Annotated in this window: 21 protein-coding genes and 1 tRNA gene; 5 read left to right on the top strand and 17 right to left on the bottom strand. The window is 61.1% G+C overall.

The annotated features are described in order from the left end of the window. Nucleotides 1-15: 15 nt before the first annotated feature. Nucleotides 16-261: a hypothetical protein gene (locus B0G81_RS33655; RefSeq protein WP_106283597.1), complete on the top strand. Its 246-nt coding sequence runs from the start codon at nt 16-18 to the stop codon at nt 259-261. A gap of 59 nt (nt 262-320) precedes the next feature. On the opposite strand, the gene B0G81_RS33650 is transcribed toward B0G81_RS33655, so the two are convergent. The 3 genes from B0G81_RS33650 to B0G81_RS33640 form a co-directional block, all read right to left on the bottom strand. Next, nucleotides 321-971 carry a TRIC cation channel family protein gene (locus tag B0G81_RS33650; protein WP_208328579.1) on the bottom strand — a complete coding sequence of 217 codons (651 nt, stop codon included), beginning with the start codon at nt 969-971 and terminating at the stop codon, nt 321-323. A 133-nt stretch (nt 972-1,104) separates the two neighbouring features. Next, on the bottom strand, nt 1,105-1,644 hold the full coding sequence (gene cysC, locus B0G81_RS33645) for an adenylyl-sulfate kinase (RefSeq protein ID WP_134141506.1): 540 nt from the start codon (nt 1,642-1,644) through the stop codon (nt 1,105-1,107). Then, on the bottom strand, nt 1,641-3,251 hold the full coding sequence (locus B0G81_RS33640) for a sulfotransferase (RefSeq protein WP_134141504.1): 1,611 nt from the start codon (nt 3,249-3,251) through the stop codon (nt 1,641-1,643). Before B0G81_RS33640 ends, cysC begins: the two co-directional genes overlap by 4 nt. 352 nt (nt 3,252-3,603) lie before the next feature. On the opposite strand from B0G81_RS33640, the gene B0G81_RS33635 reads away from it, so the two are divergent. Then, on the top strand, nt 3,604-3,837 hold the full coding sequence (locus tag B0G81_RS33635; RefSeq protein ID WP_134141502.1) for a hypothetical protein: 234 nt from the start codon (nt 3,604-3,606) through the stop codon (nt 3,835-3,837). Between the two features lie 258 nt (nt 3,838-4,095). On the opposite strand, the gene B0G81_RS33625 is transcribed toward B0G81_RS33635, so the two are convergent. The 7 genes from B0G81_RS33625 to B0G81_RS33595 all read right to left on the bottom strand — a co-directional run bounded on the left by B0G81_RS33625 (nt 4,096) and on the right by B0G81_RS33595 (nt 11,184). Further along, the gene (locus B0G81_RS33625; protein ID WP_134141499.1) at nt 4,096-4,974 is read right to left on the bottom strand and encodes a sialidase family protein; all 879 of its coding nucleotides are present in this window, start codon (nt 4,972-4,974) and stop codon (nt 4,096-4,098) included. A 1,636-nt stretch (nt 4,975-6,610) separates the two neighbouring features. Then, a complete protein-coding gene (locus B0G81_RS33620; RefSeq protein WP_134141497.1) occupies nt 6,611-7,624 on the bottom strand; it encodes an acyltransferase in 1,014 nt (337 codons plus the stop codon). Between the two features lie 107 nt (nt 7,625-7,731). After that, a complete protein-coding gene (locus tag B0G81_RS33615) occupies nt 7,732-8,679 on the bottom strand; it encodes a patatin-like phospholipase family protein (RefSeq protein ID WP_243856684.1) in 948 nt (315 codons plus the stop codon). Between the two features lie 41 nt (nt 8,680-8,720). After that, the gene (locus B0G81_RS33610) at nt 8,721-9,563 is read right to left on the bottom strand and encodes a hypothetical protein (protein ID WP_134141495.1); all 843 of its coding nucleotides are present in this window, start codon (nt 9,561-9,563) and stop codon (nt 8,721-8,723) included. 93 nt (nt 9,564-9,656) lie between these two features. After that, nucleotides 9,657-9,732: transfer RNA gene (locus B0G81_RS33605), tRNA-His, on the bottom strand. Between the two features lie 88 nt (nt 9,733-9,820). Next, nucleotides 9,821-10,822, bottom strand: coding sequence for a tRNA dihydrouridine(20/20a) synthase DusA (gene dusA / locus B0G81_RS33600; protein WP_134141493.1), 1,002 nt, complete (start codon nt 10,820-10,822; stop codon nt 9,821-9,823). A gap of 116 nt (nt 10,823-10,938) precedes the next feature. Continuing rightward, nucleotides 10,939-11,184 carry a hypothetical protein gene (locus tag B0G81_RS33595; RefSeq protein ID WP_134141492.1) on the bottom strand — a complete coding sequence of 82 codons (246 nt, stop codon included), beginning with the start codon at nt 11,182-11,184 and terminating at the stop codon, nt 10,939-10,941. A 626-nt stretch (nt 11,185-11,810) separates the two neighbouring features. Here B0G81_RS33595 and B0G81_RS33585 point away from each other — a divergent pair. Further along, nucleotides 11,811-12,077: a hypothetical protein gene (locus tag B0G81_RS33585; RefSeq protein WP_106283605.1), complete on the top strand. Its 267-nt coding sequence runs from the start codon at nt 11,811-11,813 to the stop codon at nt 12,075-12,077. 143 nt (nt 12,078-12,220) lie between these two features. Here the strand turns inward: B0G81_RS33585 and B0G81_RS33580 are convergent, their stop codons facing one another. Both B0G81_RS33580 and B0G81_RS33575 read right to left on the bottom strand, forming a co-directional pair. Beyond that, a complete protein-coding gene (locus tag B0G81_RS33580) occupies nt 12,221-12,493 on the bottom strand; it encodes a DUF6566 family protein (RefSeq protein WP_134141488.1) in 273 nt (90 codons plus the stop codon). A 113-nt stretch (nt 12,494-12,606) separates the two neighbouring features. Beyond that, a complete protein-coding gene (locus B0G81_RS33575; RefSeq protein WP_041758893.1) occupies nt 12,607-12,804 on the bottom strand; it encodes a hypothetical protein in 198 nt (65 codons plus the stop codon). A 151-nt stretch (nt 12,805-12,955) separates the two neighbouring features. Between B0G81_RS33575 and B0G81_RS33570 the strand changes: the two genes are divergently transcribed. Beyond that, a complete protein-coding gene (locus B0G81_RS33570; RefSeq protein WP_134141487.1) occupies nt 12,956-13,249 on the top strand; it encodes a hypothetical protein in 294 nt (97 codons plus the stop codon). Between the two features lie 23 nt (nt 13,250-13,272). Here the strand turns inward: B0G81_RS33570 and B0G81_RS33565 are convergent, their stop codons facing one another. The 4 genes from B0G81_RS33565 to ssuD form a co-directional block, all read right to left on the bottom strand. After that, nucleotides 13,273-13,488, bottom strand: coding sequence for a molybdopterin-binding protein (locus B0G81_RS33565; protein WP_116116762.1), 216 nt, complete (start codon nt 13,486-13,488; stop codon nt 13,273-13,275). Between the two features lie 49 nt (nt 13,489-13,537). Continuing rightward, a complete protein-coding gene (locus B0G81_RS33560; protein WP_134141485.1) occupies nt 13,538-14,539 on the bottom strand; it encodes an ATP-binding cassette domain-containing protein in 1,002 nt (333 codons plus the stop codon). Continuing rightward, nucleotides 14,536-15,378 carry an aliphatic sulfonate ABC transporter permease SsuC gene (gene ssuC / locus B0G81_RS33555; protein ID WP_134141483.1) on the bottom strand — a complete coding sequence of 281 codons (843 nt, stop codon included), beginning with the start codon at nt 15,376-15,378 and terminating at the stop codon, nt 14,536-14,538. The genes B0G81_RS33560 and ssuC overlap by 4 nt, the downstream gene beginning before the upstream one ends. A 69-nt stretch (nt 15,379-15,447) precedes the next feature. Then, nucleotides 15,448-16,608, bottom strand: coding sequence for an FMNH2-dependent alkanesulfonate monooxygenase (gene ssuD / locus B0G81_RS33550; protein WP_106283611.1), 1,161 nt, complete (start codon nt 16,606-16,608; stop codon nt 15,448-15,450). Nucleotides 16,609-17,112: 504 nt separating this feature from the next. Here ssuD and B0G81_RS33545 point away from each other — a divergent pair. Further along, nucleotides 17,113-17,538, top strand: coding sequence for a hypothetical protein (locus B0G81_RS33545; protein WP_106307847.1), 426 nt, complete (start codon nt 17,113-17,115; stop codon nt 17,536-17,538). 96 nt (nt 17,539-17,634) lie between these two features. Here B0G81_RS33545 and B0G81_RS33540 read toward each other — a convergent pair whose 3' ends face one another. Then, nucleotides 17,635-18,759, bottom strand: a complete 1,125-nt coding sequence (locus B0G81_RS33540; RefSeq protein WP_134141482.1) for an enoyl-CoA hydratase/isomerase family protein — start codon at nt 18,757-18,759, stop codon at nt 17,635-17,637. Nucleotides 18,760-18,799: the final 40 nt, after the last annotated feature.

The following is an 18,799-nucleotide window of genomic DNA, read 5'->3' as shown; positions in this document are numbered from 1 at the left end:
TTTGCCTGTCCGTCCATGTCTGAATTCAGCTTGTCCGCACTGCTCGAATTTATCGGCCACGACCTCTCGCCTGTCAGGGCGGTGATCATCTTCTTCCTGATCGGCTATCTCGTCGTCGGACTGCCTTTGCATTTCCGTCAGGGGCCCGCCTCGCGCGACATCTGGGGCACCGCTGCCGGCGTGACCATGGCAGCGATTTATGCGGCGTTCATTATCGGCGTGTACCCGGCGCTGCATCATTCGGCTGGGTGGTTACGGTAACGCGAAGCGGCTTCGAAGCGCGCCGTGCCTGAGCGCGTGCATACGACGCCGCTCATCGCTCAAACCGGCGACACCTTCGGCAGATGCCAGCCATGGGTCACGGCGAGCATCCGCAAGACGAAGCACGCCGCGCCGCCCGCCAGCGCCGCCGGGCCCGGCGACAAACCGGCGCGGCGCGCCACAACCACGATGAACGCCCCCGCGAACGCGGCCGTTGCATAGATGTCGGCGTGCAGGACGAGCGGCACGCGCGCCAGCAGCACGTCGCGTATCACGCCGCCGCCCACGCCGGTGAGTGTGCCCATCAACATGGCGATAAACGGACGGATCCCGAACAGCAGCGCTTTTTCCACACCCGCCACGGCAAAGAGCGCGAGGCCCGCCGCGTCGAGCATGGTGACTAGCGCAACGGGAAACTGCTGCGCCGTCGAATGGAACACAAAGGTCAGCAACCCGGTGACGAAGGTCAGCGCCGGATAGCGCCAGTCACGGATCGCGTTCGGCGGTGAATCGCCGATCAGTAGATCGCGGATCACGCCGCCGCCGAGCGCCGCGACAAACGAAATCACCATCACGCCCAACAGGTCGAGACCGCCGCGGATCGCGCTGAGCGCACCCTCGACCGCGAACACCACCGTGCCCGCCAGGTCCGCTGCCAGCACCAGTGTTTCGACGTTCAGTCTGATTTTTCGTATCGACAATGTCGGCATCGACGCTTCACCCTTTCTGCTTTCTGTCCACGAGAAATCGAAACGGTATAGGGAAACGCGGCGGGCGGGGTGAAAAATCTGCGTGTACGGTTACGCGCTGCGCGTGGCGCGCGACGCTTCAGGACGACGCGCGCTAACCGCTCAGACGCCCCGTCGCGACCAGATGCGCAAGCAGGCGATCGACAGACTCGTCGATCGGCATCCGGTCGCTCTCGATCACGACATCCGACGCAATCGGTGCTTCGAAAGGTCCGGAAATTCCTGTGAAATGCGGGATCTCGCCACGCCGCGCGCGAGCGTAAAGCCCTTTGGCATCGCGCGCTTCGCAGACGTTCAGCGGAGCATTCACGAACACTTCCACGAAACCGTCGCCGACGATTTCACGCGCCGAGCGCCGATGCCGATGCTCAGGCGAAATCACCGCGGCAATCACAACGAAGCCCTGCTGCATGAACAGCGCCGCGACATGCGCGACCCGCCGCAAGTTCTCGGTACGGTCCTCGGGCGCGTAGCCAAGGTCGGCGTTCAGTCCGCGCCGCAGCACGTCGCCGTCGAGCACGATCGCGGCGTGCCCCGCTTCCTTCAGGCGGTCATGCAACGCGTTGGCGAGCGTCGATTTGCCCGCGCCGGAAAGTCCCGTCATCCAGATCACGGCGCCACGCGACGCGCTCATGAGCGATGCTCCGTGCCGCTTGTTCCGACCTCGCCAACCTCGCCGACCTCGCCGGCCTCCTGGCGATGCGCCGGCGCCAACACCGCGCCGAGGCCGTCGAACAACGGTTGCAGCAACGCGTCACGCGGCTGCCAGCGCTGCAGCGAGGTCTTGTACAGCGGACGCCGCACCTGCGCGGAACTGGCCGTATTCACCTGGCGCGCGGTCTGATAAAACGACAGACAGCGTTCGTCCCAGTCGAGCGCGCAATGCGCGAGCAGGCGGCGCACATTGGCTTCGAAATCGTCGACCAGTTCCTCATACTTGACTTCGATCATCACACCTTCGGGGAGCACGCGTTGCCAGTGCGCCATTAACGCGTCGTACGCGCGATAGTAGCGGCCCAGTTCGCCGAGATCATAGCTGAACGGCACGTCGTGAAAGATCCGCGAAAAAATCGACAGACAGGTTGGCAACGGCGCGCGGCGGCTGTGAATGAAGCGGGCATTCGGCAACGCGAGATGGATCAGGCCGAGGTTGATGAAGTTGAACGGATACTTGTCCGTGAAGTGCGTGTAGTTCGCAGCCGGATTGCGTGCGTCGTTTGGAGTCAGGCTCTGAAGTTCCGGCAGCGCGTTGCGCATGCGGCGCAGATAGTCCGCGCCAAGCGTGCGCAATGGCACGGCGCCGACGTTTTCCAATGCTTCGATATCGATCCGCAACGGATCACCCGGATCGCGGCGAATGCAGCTCACCAGCGCCTCGCCGAATTCCGTGCGCTCGCCCGCGCCGAACACCTGAGGATGGCTCGCGAGAATCTGCTCGATCAGGGTCGAGCCCGAGCGCGGCATGCCGATGATAAAAACCGGCGTCTGCGATACGTCGCCGAGACCGCGCTTTGCCGCCAGCAGATCGGAAGTCATTAGTTCGGGCAAATGGGCGAACAGGCCTAGCGTTTCCGCTTCGTTGTAACGCACGCCGGCGCGGTGCAGCGCATTGCCCTTCAGGAAGTGTTCGAACGACGCGTCGTTGCGGCCCACATCGGACAGCGCCTGGCCGTACGCGAAGTGAAGCTCCGCCTGATCGGCCGGCGTGAACGAACCGGCGTCGCCGACGAGACGCTCCATCGCGAGGAACACCGGATCGTCGACGGCGAGGCGCCTGGATTGCACGAAGTTGCGGTAGTACAGCGGCACTTGCGGCGCGGCTTCGATAGCGCGGCGATACGCTTCGTGTGCCTCGTCGAAACGGCCGAGTGCCTGCAGGCAGTTGCCTAAGTTGTTGTGCGAGCCGTCGGCTTGCGGATTCACACGCGTCGCCTCGCGATAGGCGTCCACCGCCTGTTCGAGACGATGCATCTGCTCGAGCGTCCAGCCGAGGCCGTGATGCGAATCCGTGTCGTGCGGATCGAGCGCGATCGCCTCGTGATAGCGGACCACGGCTTCGGGAAAACGGTTCAGCGCGGCGAGAGTGGCCGCGAAGCGCTGTTGGACGAGCGCGTCGGTGGGATCGAGCGCACGGGCGGTTTCGTAATGTTGGAGCGCGGCGTCGAGTTCGCCGAGCGCGGCGCAGGCGTCGGCTTCGGCGCGCAATTCCGATGCGGCAGCCGGCTGTGGATCTTGCTTCATTGACGGCTGGATTCTTGCAGGCTTCGCATCGAGCGGTCCTGACAGTGGCGAGTGCGATCTTTTCATCCAGCCCGGCAAGCAAGCGGCACGGTCGGGAGTCGAAGGTAATTGTCTGAAGCAAACTTAACAGTCGCGCCCTACAGTTTCGTTTCGAAAATTTAACTAACTGTTACAGCGTCGCATGCATGGAAGGTCTAGAAAGCTTCGCACCGCGCCTCACTGCTACGGTCTTCGATCGCCATGCATGCCGGATTGGCACGCCATAGCATGCGCAAACGGTAATTTGCGGACACAAATGCCGCTGAACTCTTGAGCACGCGTTTTTTCTCAATCACATACGAAGGAGAAAATCGTGAGCAGGCTCATTGCATCAATGGCACTGTTGGCGGTGACGGCCGGTTTGACCGGATGCGCAGTCGCGCCGGGATACGACTACGGCTATGCACAACCGTATTACCCTGACTACGGCGGCGGCGGTGGCTGGCACGGCGGCGGATATGGCGGATCTCACGGCGGCAGCAGCGCCAGCGGCGGGGGAAGTTCATGGAGCAGCGGCGGTGGCGGCCATGGGGGACATGGGCGTTGAACACGCAAACCCAAAAACAGAAACGGCGCTGTGATTTCTCACAGCGCCTCAGACGCAGAAGCGAAGTTTGATCGGATTAATGGATTCGGCTTGGATCAATCACGACATGTTTTATGTGAATCTTTTTCCATGTGTACGTGACGTGAACCAGCCCGTCCGGCGACTGGATAACGGCCGGATAAGAAAATTCCTGATTTGCCTCGTTCTCAAGGTCAAGAACTTCGTGATAAGTCTGGTGATCAGATGAAATGAGGACCGTTAGTCTGTGGCGGTCCCAACGACCTTCGACGTAAGTAGCGGATTGGCGACGATCACGTCGCGCCCGTCGATCAGGGTCACGGCGTCCAAACCCGAATTTGAGTTGGGAATATCCACCGGCGAAAGAGCAGTCCACGTCTTTCCCCAATCACTCGACCTGGTGCTGAATACAAAGCCGTTTTTTGTCCGGACTAGCGCCTGCAACTGGCCGTGACGATGGTCGAGAATTGTTGGCTGAATTGCCTGAATTGCACGCGGGCTCGCCGCCGGATATTCGACTTCCCAGGTAGCCGCTCCATCCGTGGACCGTTCGAAATGAACTTTCCATCCGTCATGTTCGGTACTACTCCCGGCTATTACAATTCCATTTGATAACTCGACGGGTTTATCTTTTGCCGGCCCAGATATACCAGGGCCAAGAGCAGCCGGCTTCGACCAGGAGGTTCCCCCATCAAGCGAGGTCATCCGGAAAGGATGCCAATCCGCCGGCAATTTCCCACGACTATAAAACAGCATCAACGGACCGTGCCTGGGAGAAAAAAGAATTGGATTAATTACTGTTAGAGCCTCACCGTCAGGCGAACGTCCGTCTACGACCCGGACTGGCGCACCCCATTGTTTTCCGGAGTATTGCGTTACCCAAACACCAACGTCATTAGCGGCCTCTTTGCTGCCAGCCAACCACGCCGCCACCAAATGCCCTTTCGAAAAGGCAATCGTCGAAGCATGACAAAACGCGATTTTCTGCGGAGGATTTATAATATCTGCCGAAAGGATTGCGTCAGAATTATTTTCACGGCCAGCGGTAGTTTGAATCAGCGAAAAAGAAAGGATAACGAAAGTTATATGTCTGAAATATGACAACAGATGAAAAATCATACGATTAAACCGCTGGCATGGTTAGCAACTGGTATTTTGAGACGGCGAATGGTAACCGATCCGAATATTTTTTTCGGAGTAAGCCGGATTTATTTTCGGAAATTTATTTGTAATGTCGGCGGTTTAAACTGAAGTATTGCAGTGTCAGCGTGTTTCTCCACGCTGACGTTGTGGCGGCGTGGCCGTCGTCAAACAGCGTTTGCCGGATTTGGAATGGTATTTTCGATCGAGCGAGCGCGCCTGGACAGCCTGCGCGCGCAACGGTTGCGCTGTTCTTCGGATCGAGGCCGACGTGCCGAATCGTTCGTAGTTCGTATCAGGTCGCTGATTGGTGGCGCCGGTGCGCGCAAGCTATGGGCGGTCGGGTGAAGCGCCGTGTCATTGGATACGGATAGATATCGCGGGCCTGCGGCATGTCGTCGACGGCGAGGTCGTCCTCGTACAGCGTCCCCTTTCGGGTAGCCCCGTCTCGCACAAGATCCTCCGCATGTCGACGCGCGAGGTATTTGTAAAGCGTCACTTCATGGTCCATGGGGCACGGTAGGCCGCAGTTCCGCGGTCGATGCCTCAACCAGTAGACTTATGAACTAATATTTCCCCGCGCCCTTCAACGCTCCCGAGCAGACGTTTTTTGCCGAAAACCGAGTGGCCTGGGCACGCCTCAAATACCGCTTTCCGCGAAGTATTTTAGTGGTTATACGCGGCGTTTTCTTTCCGCCTATCCGGAGCCCGTTCCGAAAACAAAAAAGCCGTTCCAAATTTTTAATCCGGAACGGCTTTCAATCTTCAACTGCCTTATATCGCGAACGATACTGCAAAAATTCTTTGGGGTCGCTGATGGGGCTCGAATTCACGACAACACGAATCACAATCCTAGACATCCCATGTCTATCCGCGTTAACTGAAATCTACGAAATCCTAGCTGTGACAGTACTTTTGGTGACTTATGCCTACACAATCCTGCTGACCGACGTGATTCATTGTCACATTATTTGCCTACACGCCACCCACATACGTGACGCTGGCCGATGCCTAGGCGAAGTACATCGAGGACCGCGGCCCAAATGGAGCGAAGTGCACTACTTCGACCGTGCAACCCTCGCCAGTCTTGGGCGGCAGCCGAAGAAGCGCAGTGTTTTCCGAGTCCATAAAAAGACGCATGCCACACGCGCGTGACCCCGGTCGGAACCAAACACGCCTATTTTTTTCACACCTCCGCTACGCGCGTACGCGCGCGAAAGCCGCGCTCAGCGAACTGCAGGCCGTGGGGCCACCCTGGGTACTCATTCGGTCTTAATCCAATCTGGTAGTCGAAATGCCGGGTCGAACATGCAGCGGAAGCGATACAGCTACCAGATGTTCATTTCATAGCGCTGACGTTCCTTGAAACCCCGTTCCCATGAGCGGGCCTGTACGGTTTTCGCCGGATAAGGGTTGCCGTCCGTGCAGGCTTCCCCCGCATCGTACCCTTCGGGGTACGCCACCCGTGACACCTACGCGTCTGCCTGCGCGATCTCGACACCGTCAGGGAAGGTGTACGCCGGACCTTCCGGCGACAGGAGAAACTTAAGAATGGACCGCGCCAGTCGTTTCATGCTCGCGCCTTGTCGGCCAAGTAATTTTCATGATCGGCTTCTCAAGCGCGAACCACGACAGCAGCGTAAGCGCGAGCGACACAACGAATGCCGAGGCCACCATCGCGACTCGCGGATAAGGCGTGCTGCCAAACCAGCCCATGATACTGTCGTGCCCCCCCATACAGCAGGACGTGAATTACGACGTAGTGCCACAGGTAGAACCCGTAGGACACACGGCCCAGCGCGGCGAGCGGCCAAGTGTTCAGCACGCGCACGACAGCGCCGCCCTGATCGGTCACGACCTTCGCGATCAGACTGGCTGCGGCGAGCGCGGTCAGCGTAAAACCGAACTCGGAATACGCGACGTGCGCGCCAGCTTTACTGACCAGCACTGCGGCCACGTAAAGTGCGGCCAGCGGCCAGAATGCGCCGAGCTTGCGCGCCGTCTCCCGCGACGCCATCGACAGAAGAGCGCCGGCAAGGAGGCCGTCACAGTGCGTATCGAAGCCGCAATAGACGCGCGCCGGAATGTAGTGGACGTTCATCAGGTAGCAGCGCCAGACGATCACGACCCCGATCAGGGCGAACAAGCTGTGCACAACGTGGCGCGCGGACATGCGCAAAAGTACGAGCAGCATGATCGGCCAGATGAGATAGAACTGCTCCTCGATCCCCAGCGACCAGGTATGGCCGGTGAATGCCGCATCGTAGATCTTGAAGCCACGTACCCAGTTCATAACGTAGAACAGCGCCGGCAGGGTTTCCATTTCGGCGGACTGCGGCGCATTAAAACTCCAGATGTAGACCGCAACGCCCACGAGCACGAGAATCAACGCCGGATAAAGACGGCGTGCGCGGCGCGCATAAAATGCCATCAGGCTGATATCGCGCGACGCCGCGAACTCGGCCGTCAGGATACGCGTGATCAGAAATCCGCTCAGAACAAAAAACACGTCGACGCCAATGAAGCCGCCCGGCACCGGCACAAGCCCTGTGTGCCCGAGGAAGACCGCCAGCACCGACAACGCGCGAAGGCCGTCGAGGCCTCCGATCCGTTCCTTACCACCTGACATAACCACTCCGAAATAGATAAACCGCTTGCGCGGCTTACGTATTACGGAAACTTGCAAATTGTGTCAAGTTATTTAAGCGGCCCGCGAATGTCAGCTCTGACCGCCATTCAGGCCTCAATCGCCTTGATCGCTGCGGTAGCTGCTGCGTAGCCATCGCGGAACAACCACTGCCGGATCTCGAGCGGCATGTTACGGTCGAGCGTCGACGCATAGCCCGTCTCGACGAACGCCATACATGCGCCGGCCGCCTGCGCCGCACCGACATGCGTCGATTCGCACGCGGATAGCATCAGGTCGATCAGTCGCATCGCGAACTGGTGCGGCCACAGCTGAACCTTCGGCTTGAGTGGCAATTCCATGCTCACGAGCTGCACTCCGAGCCGCGGCACCGCATCCACCTTCAGGCGATCCACCGAAATGTTGTTGACCATTCCCCCGTCCGATAGCAACGCGGCGCCGACCACCACCGGCTCGAAGACGAACGGGATCGACGTCGACGAGCGGACAGCGATCGCGACCGGAACGTCAGGCGTCGACGCGCGGGAGAAGTCGAAAGCCCCCTCGTTCGCGATGTTCGACGCGACGGCCGTCAGGTCGATGGCCAGTTCGGCGAACGTCTTGCCGCCCGTGTGATCCCGCATCCATGCCAGTAACGTCTTGCCGTCGCAGAACCCGCGCATGCGCAGCGCAGCGAATGGGCTGAACGACATCATGTTCGACCAGTCGTGCGTGAGCGCGAGCGTCTTCATGTCGGACAGAGACATGCCTGCAGCATGGAGCGCCGCGCAAATGCTCCCGCCTGACGTCCCCGCGAGCTCGATGGGTTGGTAGCCGGCGTCGGCGATCGCTTGCAAGGCGCCGACGTGCGCCGGCACCTTGAAGCCCGATCCGCTGAATGCCACGCGGATCGGCTTGCTCATGATGCGATAGTCCCGCTCGCAACCGCTGGCGTCGTGGTCGACGTCGACGGCTGTATCGATAGCGCGGTGTTGATGCCGGTCGCCATTACGACCGACGTAAGGCAAAAGCCGCGCGCCCAACAGAATGACTTTCAACTGCCGCCCCGCCTTATTCGCTCAAAGCGACATCGAGGTCCTTATAGCTCGCGAATTGCGCAGAATTCAGTGAGGGCGGCGCTGCGTGGGAACTCAGCCTTTATAGGATTCCCGTCGAGTGAACGCCATACAGCCCTAACTTCGTTCTGAGCGCCGTACGACCCCGGATCCTTCACGAACGCTGCGGACATATCTGGCGAATAAGATTCCCAATTCTGATTGCGCGGGGTATAGGTGACCTTCCTGAAACCCAGAAATTCAACTGGCCTCACCGCATGGATCGCACGCGTCAGTTCGTCAAAAAAAAGTCCAGCATTGCGAATCTCAACGCATGCGTCAGCACCTTCTAACGAGCTTTCGACATCTGCGGAGAACTCAGTAGAACAGCACCAGACGAAGACGCCTGGATGCTCAATATCCCGTCGAAAACTAATATTTTGGACCGCGCCCTCACCCGAAATGCCGAAAAACTTCATCGCCTCTGCTTCTTGGGTTCCCGCTGGGAAATAGTGAAGCTGACCGCCAATTTTTCGATTGACCCTCAACTGTCCCTCGTTCGGGTCCGCCACACCAGCGCCAAGTTCTATCCGTCTGAAGTCGTACAGCGTCCCCACCCGCGTAGACCCGTCTCGCACAAGATCTTCGGCATATCGACGCGGGAGGTATTTGTAAAGCGTCACCTCACGGTCCATCGACGCGATAGGCCGAAATTCAGCGATCGATCCGTCGTCACCGGTGGGCTTATAGATCAGTGTTGTACCGCTTCCTTCCGCGCTGCCAAGCAGCCGTTTTGTGCCGAAGTCCGAGTTGCCTCGAGACTCGAATGTCGCCTTTTCCGCGAAGATTCTTTTTGTGGTTGTACGCCGCGTTCTCTTGCCGCCCATCGGGACCCCCGTTCCGAAAACAAAAAAGCCGTTCCGAATTTTATAATCCGGAACGGCTCTCGATGCTTAAGTGCTTGATACTGCAAAATTCTTTGGGGTGGCTGATGGGGCTCGAACCCACGACAACAGGAATCACAATCCTGGACTCTACCAACTGAGCTACAGCCACCACTGACATCTGCTTGACTTGCCGTAAAACCTGGCTCGTCGATGAAGAAACGAGATTATACGAACAAGAATCTCGTTTGCCTAGTCCTTTATTCAAAAATTTCGATCGGCTCGCGCAGATGCTGTCTTGCCTCATCGAAGATGGTCAGATCGCGCGCGGCGAGACGCTTGCTATCGGACAACACGCGACGCCAGCCACGCGCGCCCGCTTCCCCACGATAGAGTCCGAGCGCATGGCGCGTGATGGCGCCGAGATACGTGCCGCGCGCCATCTCAGCGGCGCAATACTCGATCAACTTCGCTTCGACCTGCTCGCGCGTGAGCGGCGTTTGCGTCGCCCCATAGAAGCGCGCATCGACATCGGCCAGCACATACGGATTGTGATAAGCCTCGCGCCCGAGCATCACACCGTCGACGTGTCGAAGATGCGTCTCGACTTCGTCGAGCGTCTTGATGCCGCCGTTGATGATGATCTCCAGATGCGGAAAATCGCGCTTCAACTGATACGCGTACTCGTATTTGAGCGGCGGAATCTCGCGATTTTCCTTCGGGCTCAAGCCCTTGAGAATCGCGTTGCGAGCGTGCACGATGAACACGTTGCAACCGGCGTCCGCAATCGTGCCGACGAAATCGCGCACGAATTCATACTCTTCCACGGCATCCACGCCGATGCGGTGCTTCACGGTGACCGGCACCGACACCGCATCGCGCATGGCCTTCACGCAATCGGCAACGAGCTGCGGCTCGTTCATCAGGCACGCACCGAATGCGCCGCGCTGCACGCGTTCGGACGGGCAACCGCAGTTCAGATTGATTTCATCGTAGCCCCATTGCTCGCCCAGCTTCGCCGAACGCGCGAGGTCGTCGGGCTCGCTGCCGCCGAGTTGCAGAGCGACCGGCGCTTCTTCGGGCGTGAAGGCGAGATGGCGCGGCACATCGCCGTGCAAGAGCGCGCCGGTCGTCACCATTTCCGTGTAAAGCCACGTATGGCGAGAGATCACGCGATGCAGGGAACGGCAATGACGATCGGTCCAGTCCATCATGGGTGCCACAGATACGCGGCGCGGGCTGGGAGTGTGCGGTGAAGACATGGGGCGGTCGGACGGCTTGATTCAAAACACCGATTTTACCGCAAGGCGCAAATCCGCCGGCCGGGGCGCGATACTCGTCGCCCACGCTTCAGTTGTTTAACACCACCCGCCGAGCTTCAGCGAGTCGCCCCCGAAACGTTTGTTCCGCCTTCATCCGTTTTAGCCTTCAGCAAGCCGGTATTGAGCATGGCGGAAAGCACGTCCTCGATACGCGCGTCTTCGAGCAGGTGCCGGCCGGCGCGCAAGCGTCGCGCGTTGGTCAAATCGATGGCGCGCTGCAGATCGGAAGTCTCGGCGGCGATATACACAGCCATCCCATAGCCGTATCGATCGGCAAGCCTGGAGTCGAAGAAGTATTTCATGCTCCCGTTTTCGGCAGCCGCGCCGAAAACTTTACAGCGGATTCACGAGAGCACGTGAAACGGTTGCCCCTCGCACGACGGTCAGGCCATCAATGCTGCCCGGCGTTCAACAGCAGCCATACCTGCTGTCGAGGTTCACCGGCAACGACACGCGCGAACGCCGCTCGACAACGCGCGCACGTGTAATGCTCCTCCGCGCGCCCGCCTTTCACCGCCCCACGACTGTTCAACGTCAGGTTGTCATGCGGGAGATGCGCGGAAGGCAGGCCATACAGCTCGAAGCAGTCCGCGCACGGCTGAATCCACAGGTCCATCGAGGCGTCCTCCAAGGCGACGAATCCAAACGAAATTCGATTCGCGCCATGCTATCCATGGCGATTAACCCCCACCGCTACCCGGGTCTTTGACGTCCCAAACCACTGGCCCGTGGGGTCGAACCACTGCGGACGCTTGCTCCGCCTGCTTCCAGCCGATTATTTCAAATCCAAGAACAGTACTTTCAGATTATCGATACAAATTTTCGATAGTAGGGGTATACACTGCCTTCCATCGACGTTGCAGACACATCTCACTGCCCCCTGCGACGCCTTCCTGAATTGAAGTCGAAACGTTATCGGAGTCACACCATGAAGACCAAGCTCATCGCCGCCCTGCTGGTTGCTGTTTCTGCCTCGATCGCCGCTCCCGCTTTTGCTAGCGGCTACGGCCCGGCGCCGTCGTATCGTCCGTCGGTCGGCGCACCGGCTTCGCAACAAGGACAGAACGCACAAACCGTGGCAGCTGAACGTGCCAACGCTGAATCGAATGCCTACGGCGGCGTGAACAACGTGTCGTCGCAATCGGGTGCCAAAGAGCCGGTTTCGGGCCCGCAATCGGTTTTCTTCGGCCACTAAGCAGTTGCCGTTGAACCGGCTGCCTCACGAGGGCAACCGGGAAACTGGGCGCCGCGCATGCAGTATGGATGCCGGCGCCCAGTTGCGTTTACATCATTGCGACCGCATCGGGACAGCCGGCTTAGTCGGACGCGTGCGCACTTTCACCCAAGTGCGGAAGGCACGTGCGGCGCGGCGTCGAGGCCGCCCGTGTCGATCACTTCGCGCGCCGCGCGGAACCCCGCCTCGGCTGCGGCATGCTCGGTGCACCATAAGGTGTCGATATGCACGAGCCGCCAGTCGACCACCACAGCCTCACCCCGCAACACCCGAAAATGCGCTTTGACGCCCGTCAGCACCTGTTCGACCGCGACCTCGATGTCGTAGTCCTGATAGCGCTCCTGGTAGTCCCCCATGTCCAGGCCCTTCGGCTCCATCTTCGCCTCCATAGTGGCGCCGCCAATGCGACGGCCAGACTTGTCCCGGCGAGCACGCTCGACGGCTCGCGGATCGATCCGGCCCGAACGTCAGGCCGCCCTCGCGCTGACGATTAATCGCAATCGCCCGAAAGATATTGCCGACCGTTGCAGGTGATTTCGACGTCGCCGCCGCTCGCCTCGGCGACGAGGCCGCCGGCCAGCAATTCGGCTGTCACGGACTGCGCCAGCTTCGGCGCATCCTGTCCGACACCGACGTCGTTCAGACGCCGCAAGGCTTCTACCGCTTCGGGACTCAATGACTTTGACATGGCCGTCTCCGTCTGCATGCTCAATTCATCCTAGCAAGTTTCGGGGACGTATGCAGGGGCGCGTCGCGGCACGCGAAATGCGTGGAAAACGTGATTCAACCAGCGCGCGGCGGCGCCGAACCGTAAGGCGATATCGCCCGGGAGGACGGATATGAAGCGAAGCAGATGGGCGGTATGGGCAACGGGCGTCGCGCTGGCGACAGGCCTCGGCATAAGCGGCACCATGGCGGCATTCGCACAGACGGCGAAACCGGCACAAACGCAGCAAAAGCCGGCGCAGACAGCGCCGCAAAACGACAACTCGTCGATGGCCAAGCCGCCCGAGGCCGCTTCCGGCTCAGGCGGCTCAAGCAATCCCGACAACATGCCGATCAAGCGCCCGAGCAAGCCGACCAACGACAAAATGACGCACGAGCCGCCCGCCAGCGGCGCGAACGCGAAATAGCGCGAGGCTGAATTGCGAGAACCTCAGAGCCGCGCGATCGACACCTCCGTCGACTTCACCAGCGCGATCACCTCCGAGCCGACCGCAAGCTCGAGTTCGTCGATGGAGCGCGTGGTGATCACCGAAGTGACGATACCGAACGGCGTATCCACATCGACTTCGGACACGACCGGTCCGCGGATGATTTCCTTGACCTTGCCTTTGAACTGATTGCGTACGTTGATTGCGGAAATGCCCATATCGATTGACTCCAGAAAAGCGATTTAGAAACAGTCAGGCAAGCAAATGTCAGACGGCCCAACGGACCTCTGTCGGCCGCCTGAGACGGCCTTCGTCACGTGCGTCGTACGCGTGATGGGACAGCGCGTCGTCATTCGGCGCCGTCTTCAGTACGCGTTGCAACACATGCTCTTCGAGCGCGGCGAAACCGGCCGACGCGCGCGCCCGCGGACGCGTGAGCGGCACCGGCTGATCGAGCGCGATGCGCCCTTCTTCGATCAGCAAAATCCGGTCGCCGAGCGCCACGGCTTCGTGCACGTCGTGCGTGACCAGCAGCGCGGTGAATTGATGCTCGCGCCACAGGCGCTCGATCAGTGCGTGCATTTCGATGCGCGTCAGCGCGTCGAGCGCGCCGAGCGGTTCATCGAGCAACAGCAGTTGCGGCCGATGCACGAGCGCCCGCGCCAGCGCCACCCGCTGACGCTGACCGCCGGAAAGCTGCGCGGGCCAATCGTTGGCGCGCTCCAGCAAGCCGACTTCGGCGAGCACGGCACGCGCGTCCTCACGCGCGCCGCGGCCGAGGCCGAGCATCACGTTTTGCAGCACGCTCTTCCAGGGCAGCAGGCGCGCGTCCTGGAACATGATGCGAGTGTCGATTGGCCCGCCGTCTTCGGTGCGCTTTTCGAGCACACCCGAGCTGGTCTTTTCCAATCCAGCGACGAGGCGCAGCAAGGTCGATTTCCCGCAGCCGCTGCGGCCGACGATCGCCACGAAACTGCCGCGCTCGATCGACAGATTGAAGTCGGACAGCACCTGGCGTTCGCCGTAGCTTTTGCCCACGCCGCGCAACTCCACCGAATAATCCGCGGCACGGCGTGCGCCGTTGCGTGACAGCGCGCCGGCCGATAGTCCCGCATCGACACGCGGCCGATGATGACGCACCGCATCGGCATATTCGAGAGCAGCCGCTTCGTACGCGTCATGATCGACGTTGCGGGCGTGTGCCAACTCGGCTTCGAGATCGCTGCCGGCAATCCCGCCGAACGACGCGGACAAGATCGTGGCGCTCATGATTTCGCTCCTCGTTGATAAGCCGGATGCCAGCGCAGCGAGACGCGTTCGAGGCTTTTCGCCAGCACGTCGGCGAGTTTGCCGAGCGCCGCGTAGAGCAGAATGCCGACCACCACCACATCGGTTTGCAGGAATTCACGGGCGTTCATGGTCATGTAGCCGATGCCCGATTGCGCGGAAATGGTTTCGGCGACGATCAGCGTGACCCACATCAGCCCGAACGCGAAACGCACGCCGACGAGAATCGACGGCAACGCGCCAGGCAGCACCACGTGCCGGTACAGCGCGAAACCCTTCACGCCATAACTGCGCGCCATCTCGATCAGATTGGCGTCCACCGAGCGGATGCCGTGAAAGGTGTTCACGTAGATCGGGAAAAACACGCCCAGCGCGACGAGAAACACCTTCGCCTCCTCCTCGATGCCGAACCACAGAATCACGAGCGGAATCATCGCCAGCGCCGGGATGTTGCGGATCATCTGCACGGTCGAGTCGAGCGCGATCTCGGCGGGCTTGAACAAGCCGGTCGCGAGTCCGAGCACGAGGCCGATGCCGCCGCCGATCGCAAAACCCGACACGGCGCGCCATGTGCTGACCTTCACGTCCGCCCACATTTCGCCGGACTGGATCAGCGACCACGCGGCCTTGACGACCGCGAGCGGTTCAGGGAGCACACGCGTCGACAGCACGCCGCTTCTCGCGGCGAATTCCCACGCCAGCAGAATCGCGAGCGGCGCGAGCCACGGCGCAAGATGCGCGCCGATCCGGCGCAACGTGTGCAAAGCCGCGCCGGCCTCGGCGCCTTCGTGCCGCCCGGCGCTCACAGTGGATTCAGCCATGTTTCGCGTTCCTCATTGCTTGTCGATGACCGAGCGTGCCCGGTGCGGCACGTGCACCAGGCTCGAGATTTAGCTCGAACTCGCCGCCTTCGGCAGATAGTTGTTGCCGACGATCTCGCCGAACGGCCCTGACAGCGGTCCATTCGACACCTTGTTGCGACGATTCGGCAGCAACGGAAACACGAGTTCGGCAAAGCGATACGACTCTTCAAGATGGGGATAGCCCGACAGAATGAAGGTGTCGATGCCGAGTTCGGCATACTCCTTCATGCGCGCCGCCACCTGCTCCGGATTGCCGACCAGCGCCGTGCCCGCGCCGCCGCGCACGAGGCCCACACCCGCCCACAGATTCGGATAGACCTCGAGTTCCGCGCGGCCGCCACGCTTGCCGCCGTGCAGCGCGGCCATGCGGCGCTGGCCTTCGGAGTCCATCTTCGAGAACGAGGCCTGGGCACGCGAGATGGTCTCGTCGTCGAGCTTGCTGATCAGCTTGTCGGCGGCGGCCCACGCTTCTTCTTCGGTCTCGCGCACGATCACGTGCAGACGGATCCCGAACTTGATCTGGCGGCCATGCGCCGCGGCGCGCGCGCGAATGTCGGCGATCTTCTTCGCCACGGCTTCGGGCGGCTCGCCCCACGTCAGATAGGTGTCGATATGCTCGCCCGCCATCTCATGCGCGGCCGGCGACGAACCGCCGAACCACAGCGGCGGATGCGGGTTCTGCACGGGCGGATACAACGCCTTGCCGCCCTTCGAGCTCAGATGCTTGCCCTCGAAATCGATCGCGTCGTTGGTATGCGCGGCACTCAGCAGCTTGCGCCAGATGTGCAGGAATTCGTCGGTGATTTCATAGCGCGTGTCGTGGTCGACGAACACGCCGTCGCCTTCCAGTTCCGCGGCATCGCCGCCGGTCACGACATTGATCAGCAGACGCCCGTTCGACAGCCGGTCGAAGGTCGCCGCCATGCGCGCGGCCAGACCCGGCGACGAGATGCCCGGGCGGATCGCCACCAGAAACTTCAGGCGTTTGGTCGCGGCGATCAGGCTCGACGCGACGACCCATGCGTCCTCGCACGAGCGCCCCGTCGGCAGCAGCACGCCCTCGTAGCCGAGCGTATCGGCGGCGACGGCGATCTGCTGGAAATAGTCGTAATCGGCTGCGCGTGCGCCTTGGGACGTACCGAGATAGCGGCTGTCGCCGTGAGTCGGAATGAACCAGAACACATTCATTTGCTGCTCCTGCATGGACGAAACTGGATTGAATGAAGACGGTGCGTCGAGCGATCGCGCACACGCCGGCCGCGCGCATCCCTCCGGCACACAGCCGGACAGTGCAGCGCAAAGAGACGGAAAAATGCGGTGTCGTTGCGCGCTAGCGGCGACAACGGACCGGCCGGCGCGCGTGCGCCATGCGGCGGATCAAGATCGGCATCAGGCAGGACATCGCGACGGCTTCCCTCGACCAAACGTGCGCGTCATGCGCTCGATTAAACGGCGACAGCGGCAAACGCCGTCTGCATGGAGAAACAGTCTATGGATCGGGCTGCGGCTTTTGAACGATTTTTTTTAGCTTAGGTTTTCCACTTTCGTGATTAGCCCGACGCTAAAGCATACGGATGTTGCGCGGCGTGTACGCTGGAAAAGGGGTACGTCTAGATATAATGGCGCACGTTTTCCGAATAATCCGGTACAGGCCATGCGAACCACGCCGCCTGTATCCTGGCGGTGCAATGCATGCAAAAACTCATCCTGCCGTTCGTCGCCGGTTTTCTGGCTTCCCTGTTCTTCCACGAATCGACGCTGGCGCTGCTGCACGCAGCCGGGATGATCGAGCCGACCGGTTTTTCGACTGCGCCGTTTTTACCGCTCGGCTTGCCTGAGTTCATTGCCAACGCGATCTGGAGCGCGTTCTGGGCCGTGCTGATGGCGTGGCTGTTGCGCGTCGCGCCGCATCGGCGTGCGCCGTGGGTGCCGGCCTTCGTGTTCGGCGGCATTGCGTTGACGGCGGCGAGCGTGTTCGTGATCGACCCGCTGCGCGGAATCTGGCCGAGCGGCAACATGCTGCCGCGCCTCTCCGTGGGGTTCGCTGCGAATGCGATGTGGGGCTGGGGCGCGCTGGTGTTCATGCGCGCGTTCATGGCGAGCGAAGACGAGGAATAAACGGCTTGGGCGGTTTGGCCGCTGGTCATTGACAAACGGCGCTATGCCGCGCGTTACGCGCGTCATAGCTTCCCGCCTGGCTTCAATTCTTCGGGTTTAGCCGCGCAAATCCCGCAGCGGATGTTCGTTCGCCGGCCAAGGGCTCTCGAACATCTTCTCGACGTCGGCGGCAATCACGTCCTCGATGCGCGCGAAGCGCCAGCGCGGCGCGTTGTCCTTGTCGATGATGCGCGCGCGAATGCCTTCGATCGTGTCGCCGTGCAGAAAGCTCGAGCGCGTCAGATCGAGGTCGCCACGCAGCACGTCGGCCATTGAACCCTCGGCGCGCGTCACCACTTCCAGCGACACCGCCATTGACAGCGGCGAGCGTTCGCGCAAGACCGCGATCATCTGTTCGGCCCAATCGGCGGCTTCGCGCTCGCTTTGGAGCGAAGCAAGAATCCGCGCGACGTCGGGCAACGCGAAGTGACGATCGATCAGCGCCCGCCCGTTCGCCAGCGCCGACGCCTCCGGCCGCGGCACGACCTGATGCGCGAGCGCCGCGCGTTCGATGCACGCCACCACGTCCGCGCCGCGCTCGAAACGTTCGCTGCGCAAGGTGTCGACCAGCGCGGGCAAGGCCGCGTCGTCGATATAGGCGTCGGCGAGGCCCGCGTAAAGCGCGTCGGCCGCGCCGATCGTTTCGCCGGTCACTGCCAGATAGCGGCCGATCGCGCCAGGCGTGCGGGCCAGAAACCAACCCGCGCCGACGTCCGGAAACAGGCCGATGCGAGTTTCCGGCATCGCCATCTTCGTCGAATTCGTGACGACTCGCAGACCGCCGGTGCGATGCGCGCCCTGCGAAATACCCATGCCGCCGCCCATCACGACGCCGTTCATCAATGCGATATACGGCTTTGGAAAGGTGAAGATGGCGTGATTGAGCTGGTATTCCTCGATGAAAAACGTGTCGCGCACATCCTGTTCGCCGCGCTGCGCCGACTCATAAAGAAAGCGGATGTCGCCGCCCGCGCAGAACGCGCGCGGGTGCCGGCTGCGCACCACGACGGCGAGCACGTCCGGATCTTCGCGCCACTGATCGAGCGCCGCGTGCATCGCGCGAATCATGCCGGTCGACAGCGCATTGAGCGCCTTTGGCCTGTCCAGTTCGATGAAACCGATACGGTTGGCTACGAAAGTCGCGACTTCGTCGCTGACGGCGGGCGAGGCGGAAATGGACATGGTGAGCTAAGCGCAACCGCGCAAATTGAGGTGGAGTTGA

Source organism: Paraburkholderia sp. BL6665CI2N2, from assembly GCF_004366535.1.
Lineage (GTDB): Bacteria > Pseudomonadota > Gammaproteobacteria > Burkholderiales > Burkholderiaceae > Paraburkholderia.
The sequence above is the reverse complement of the archived record's forward strand: the minus strand, read 5'-3'. Positions and strand labels throughout refer to the sequence as shown.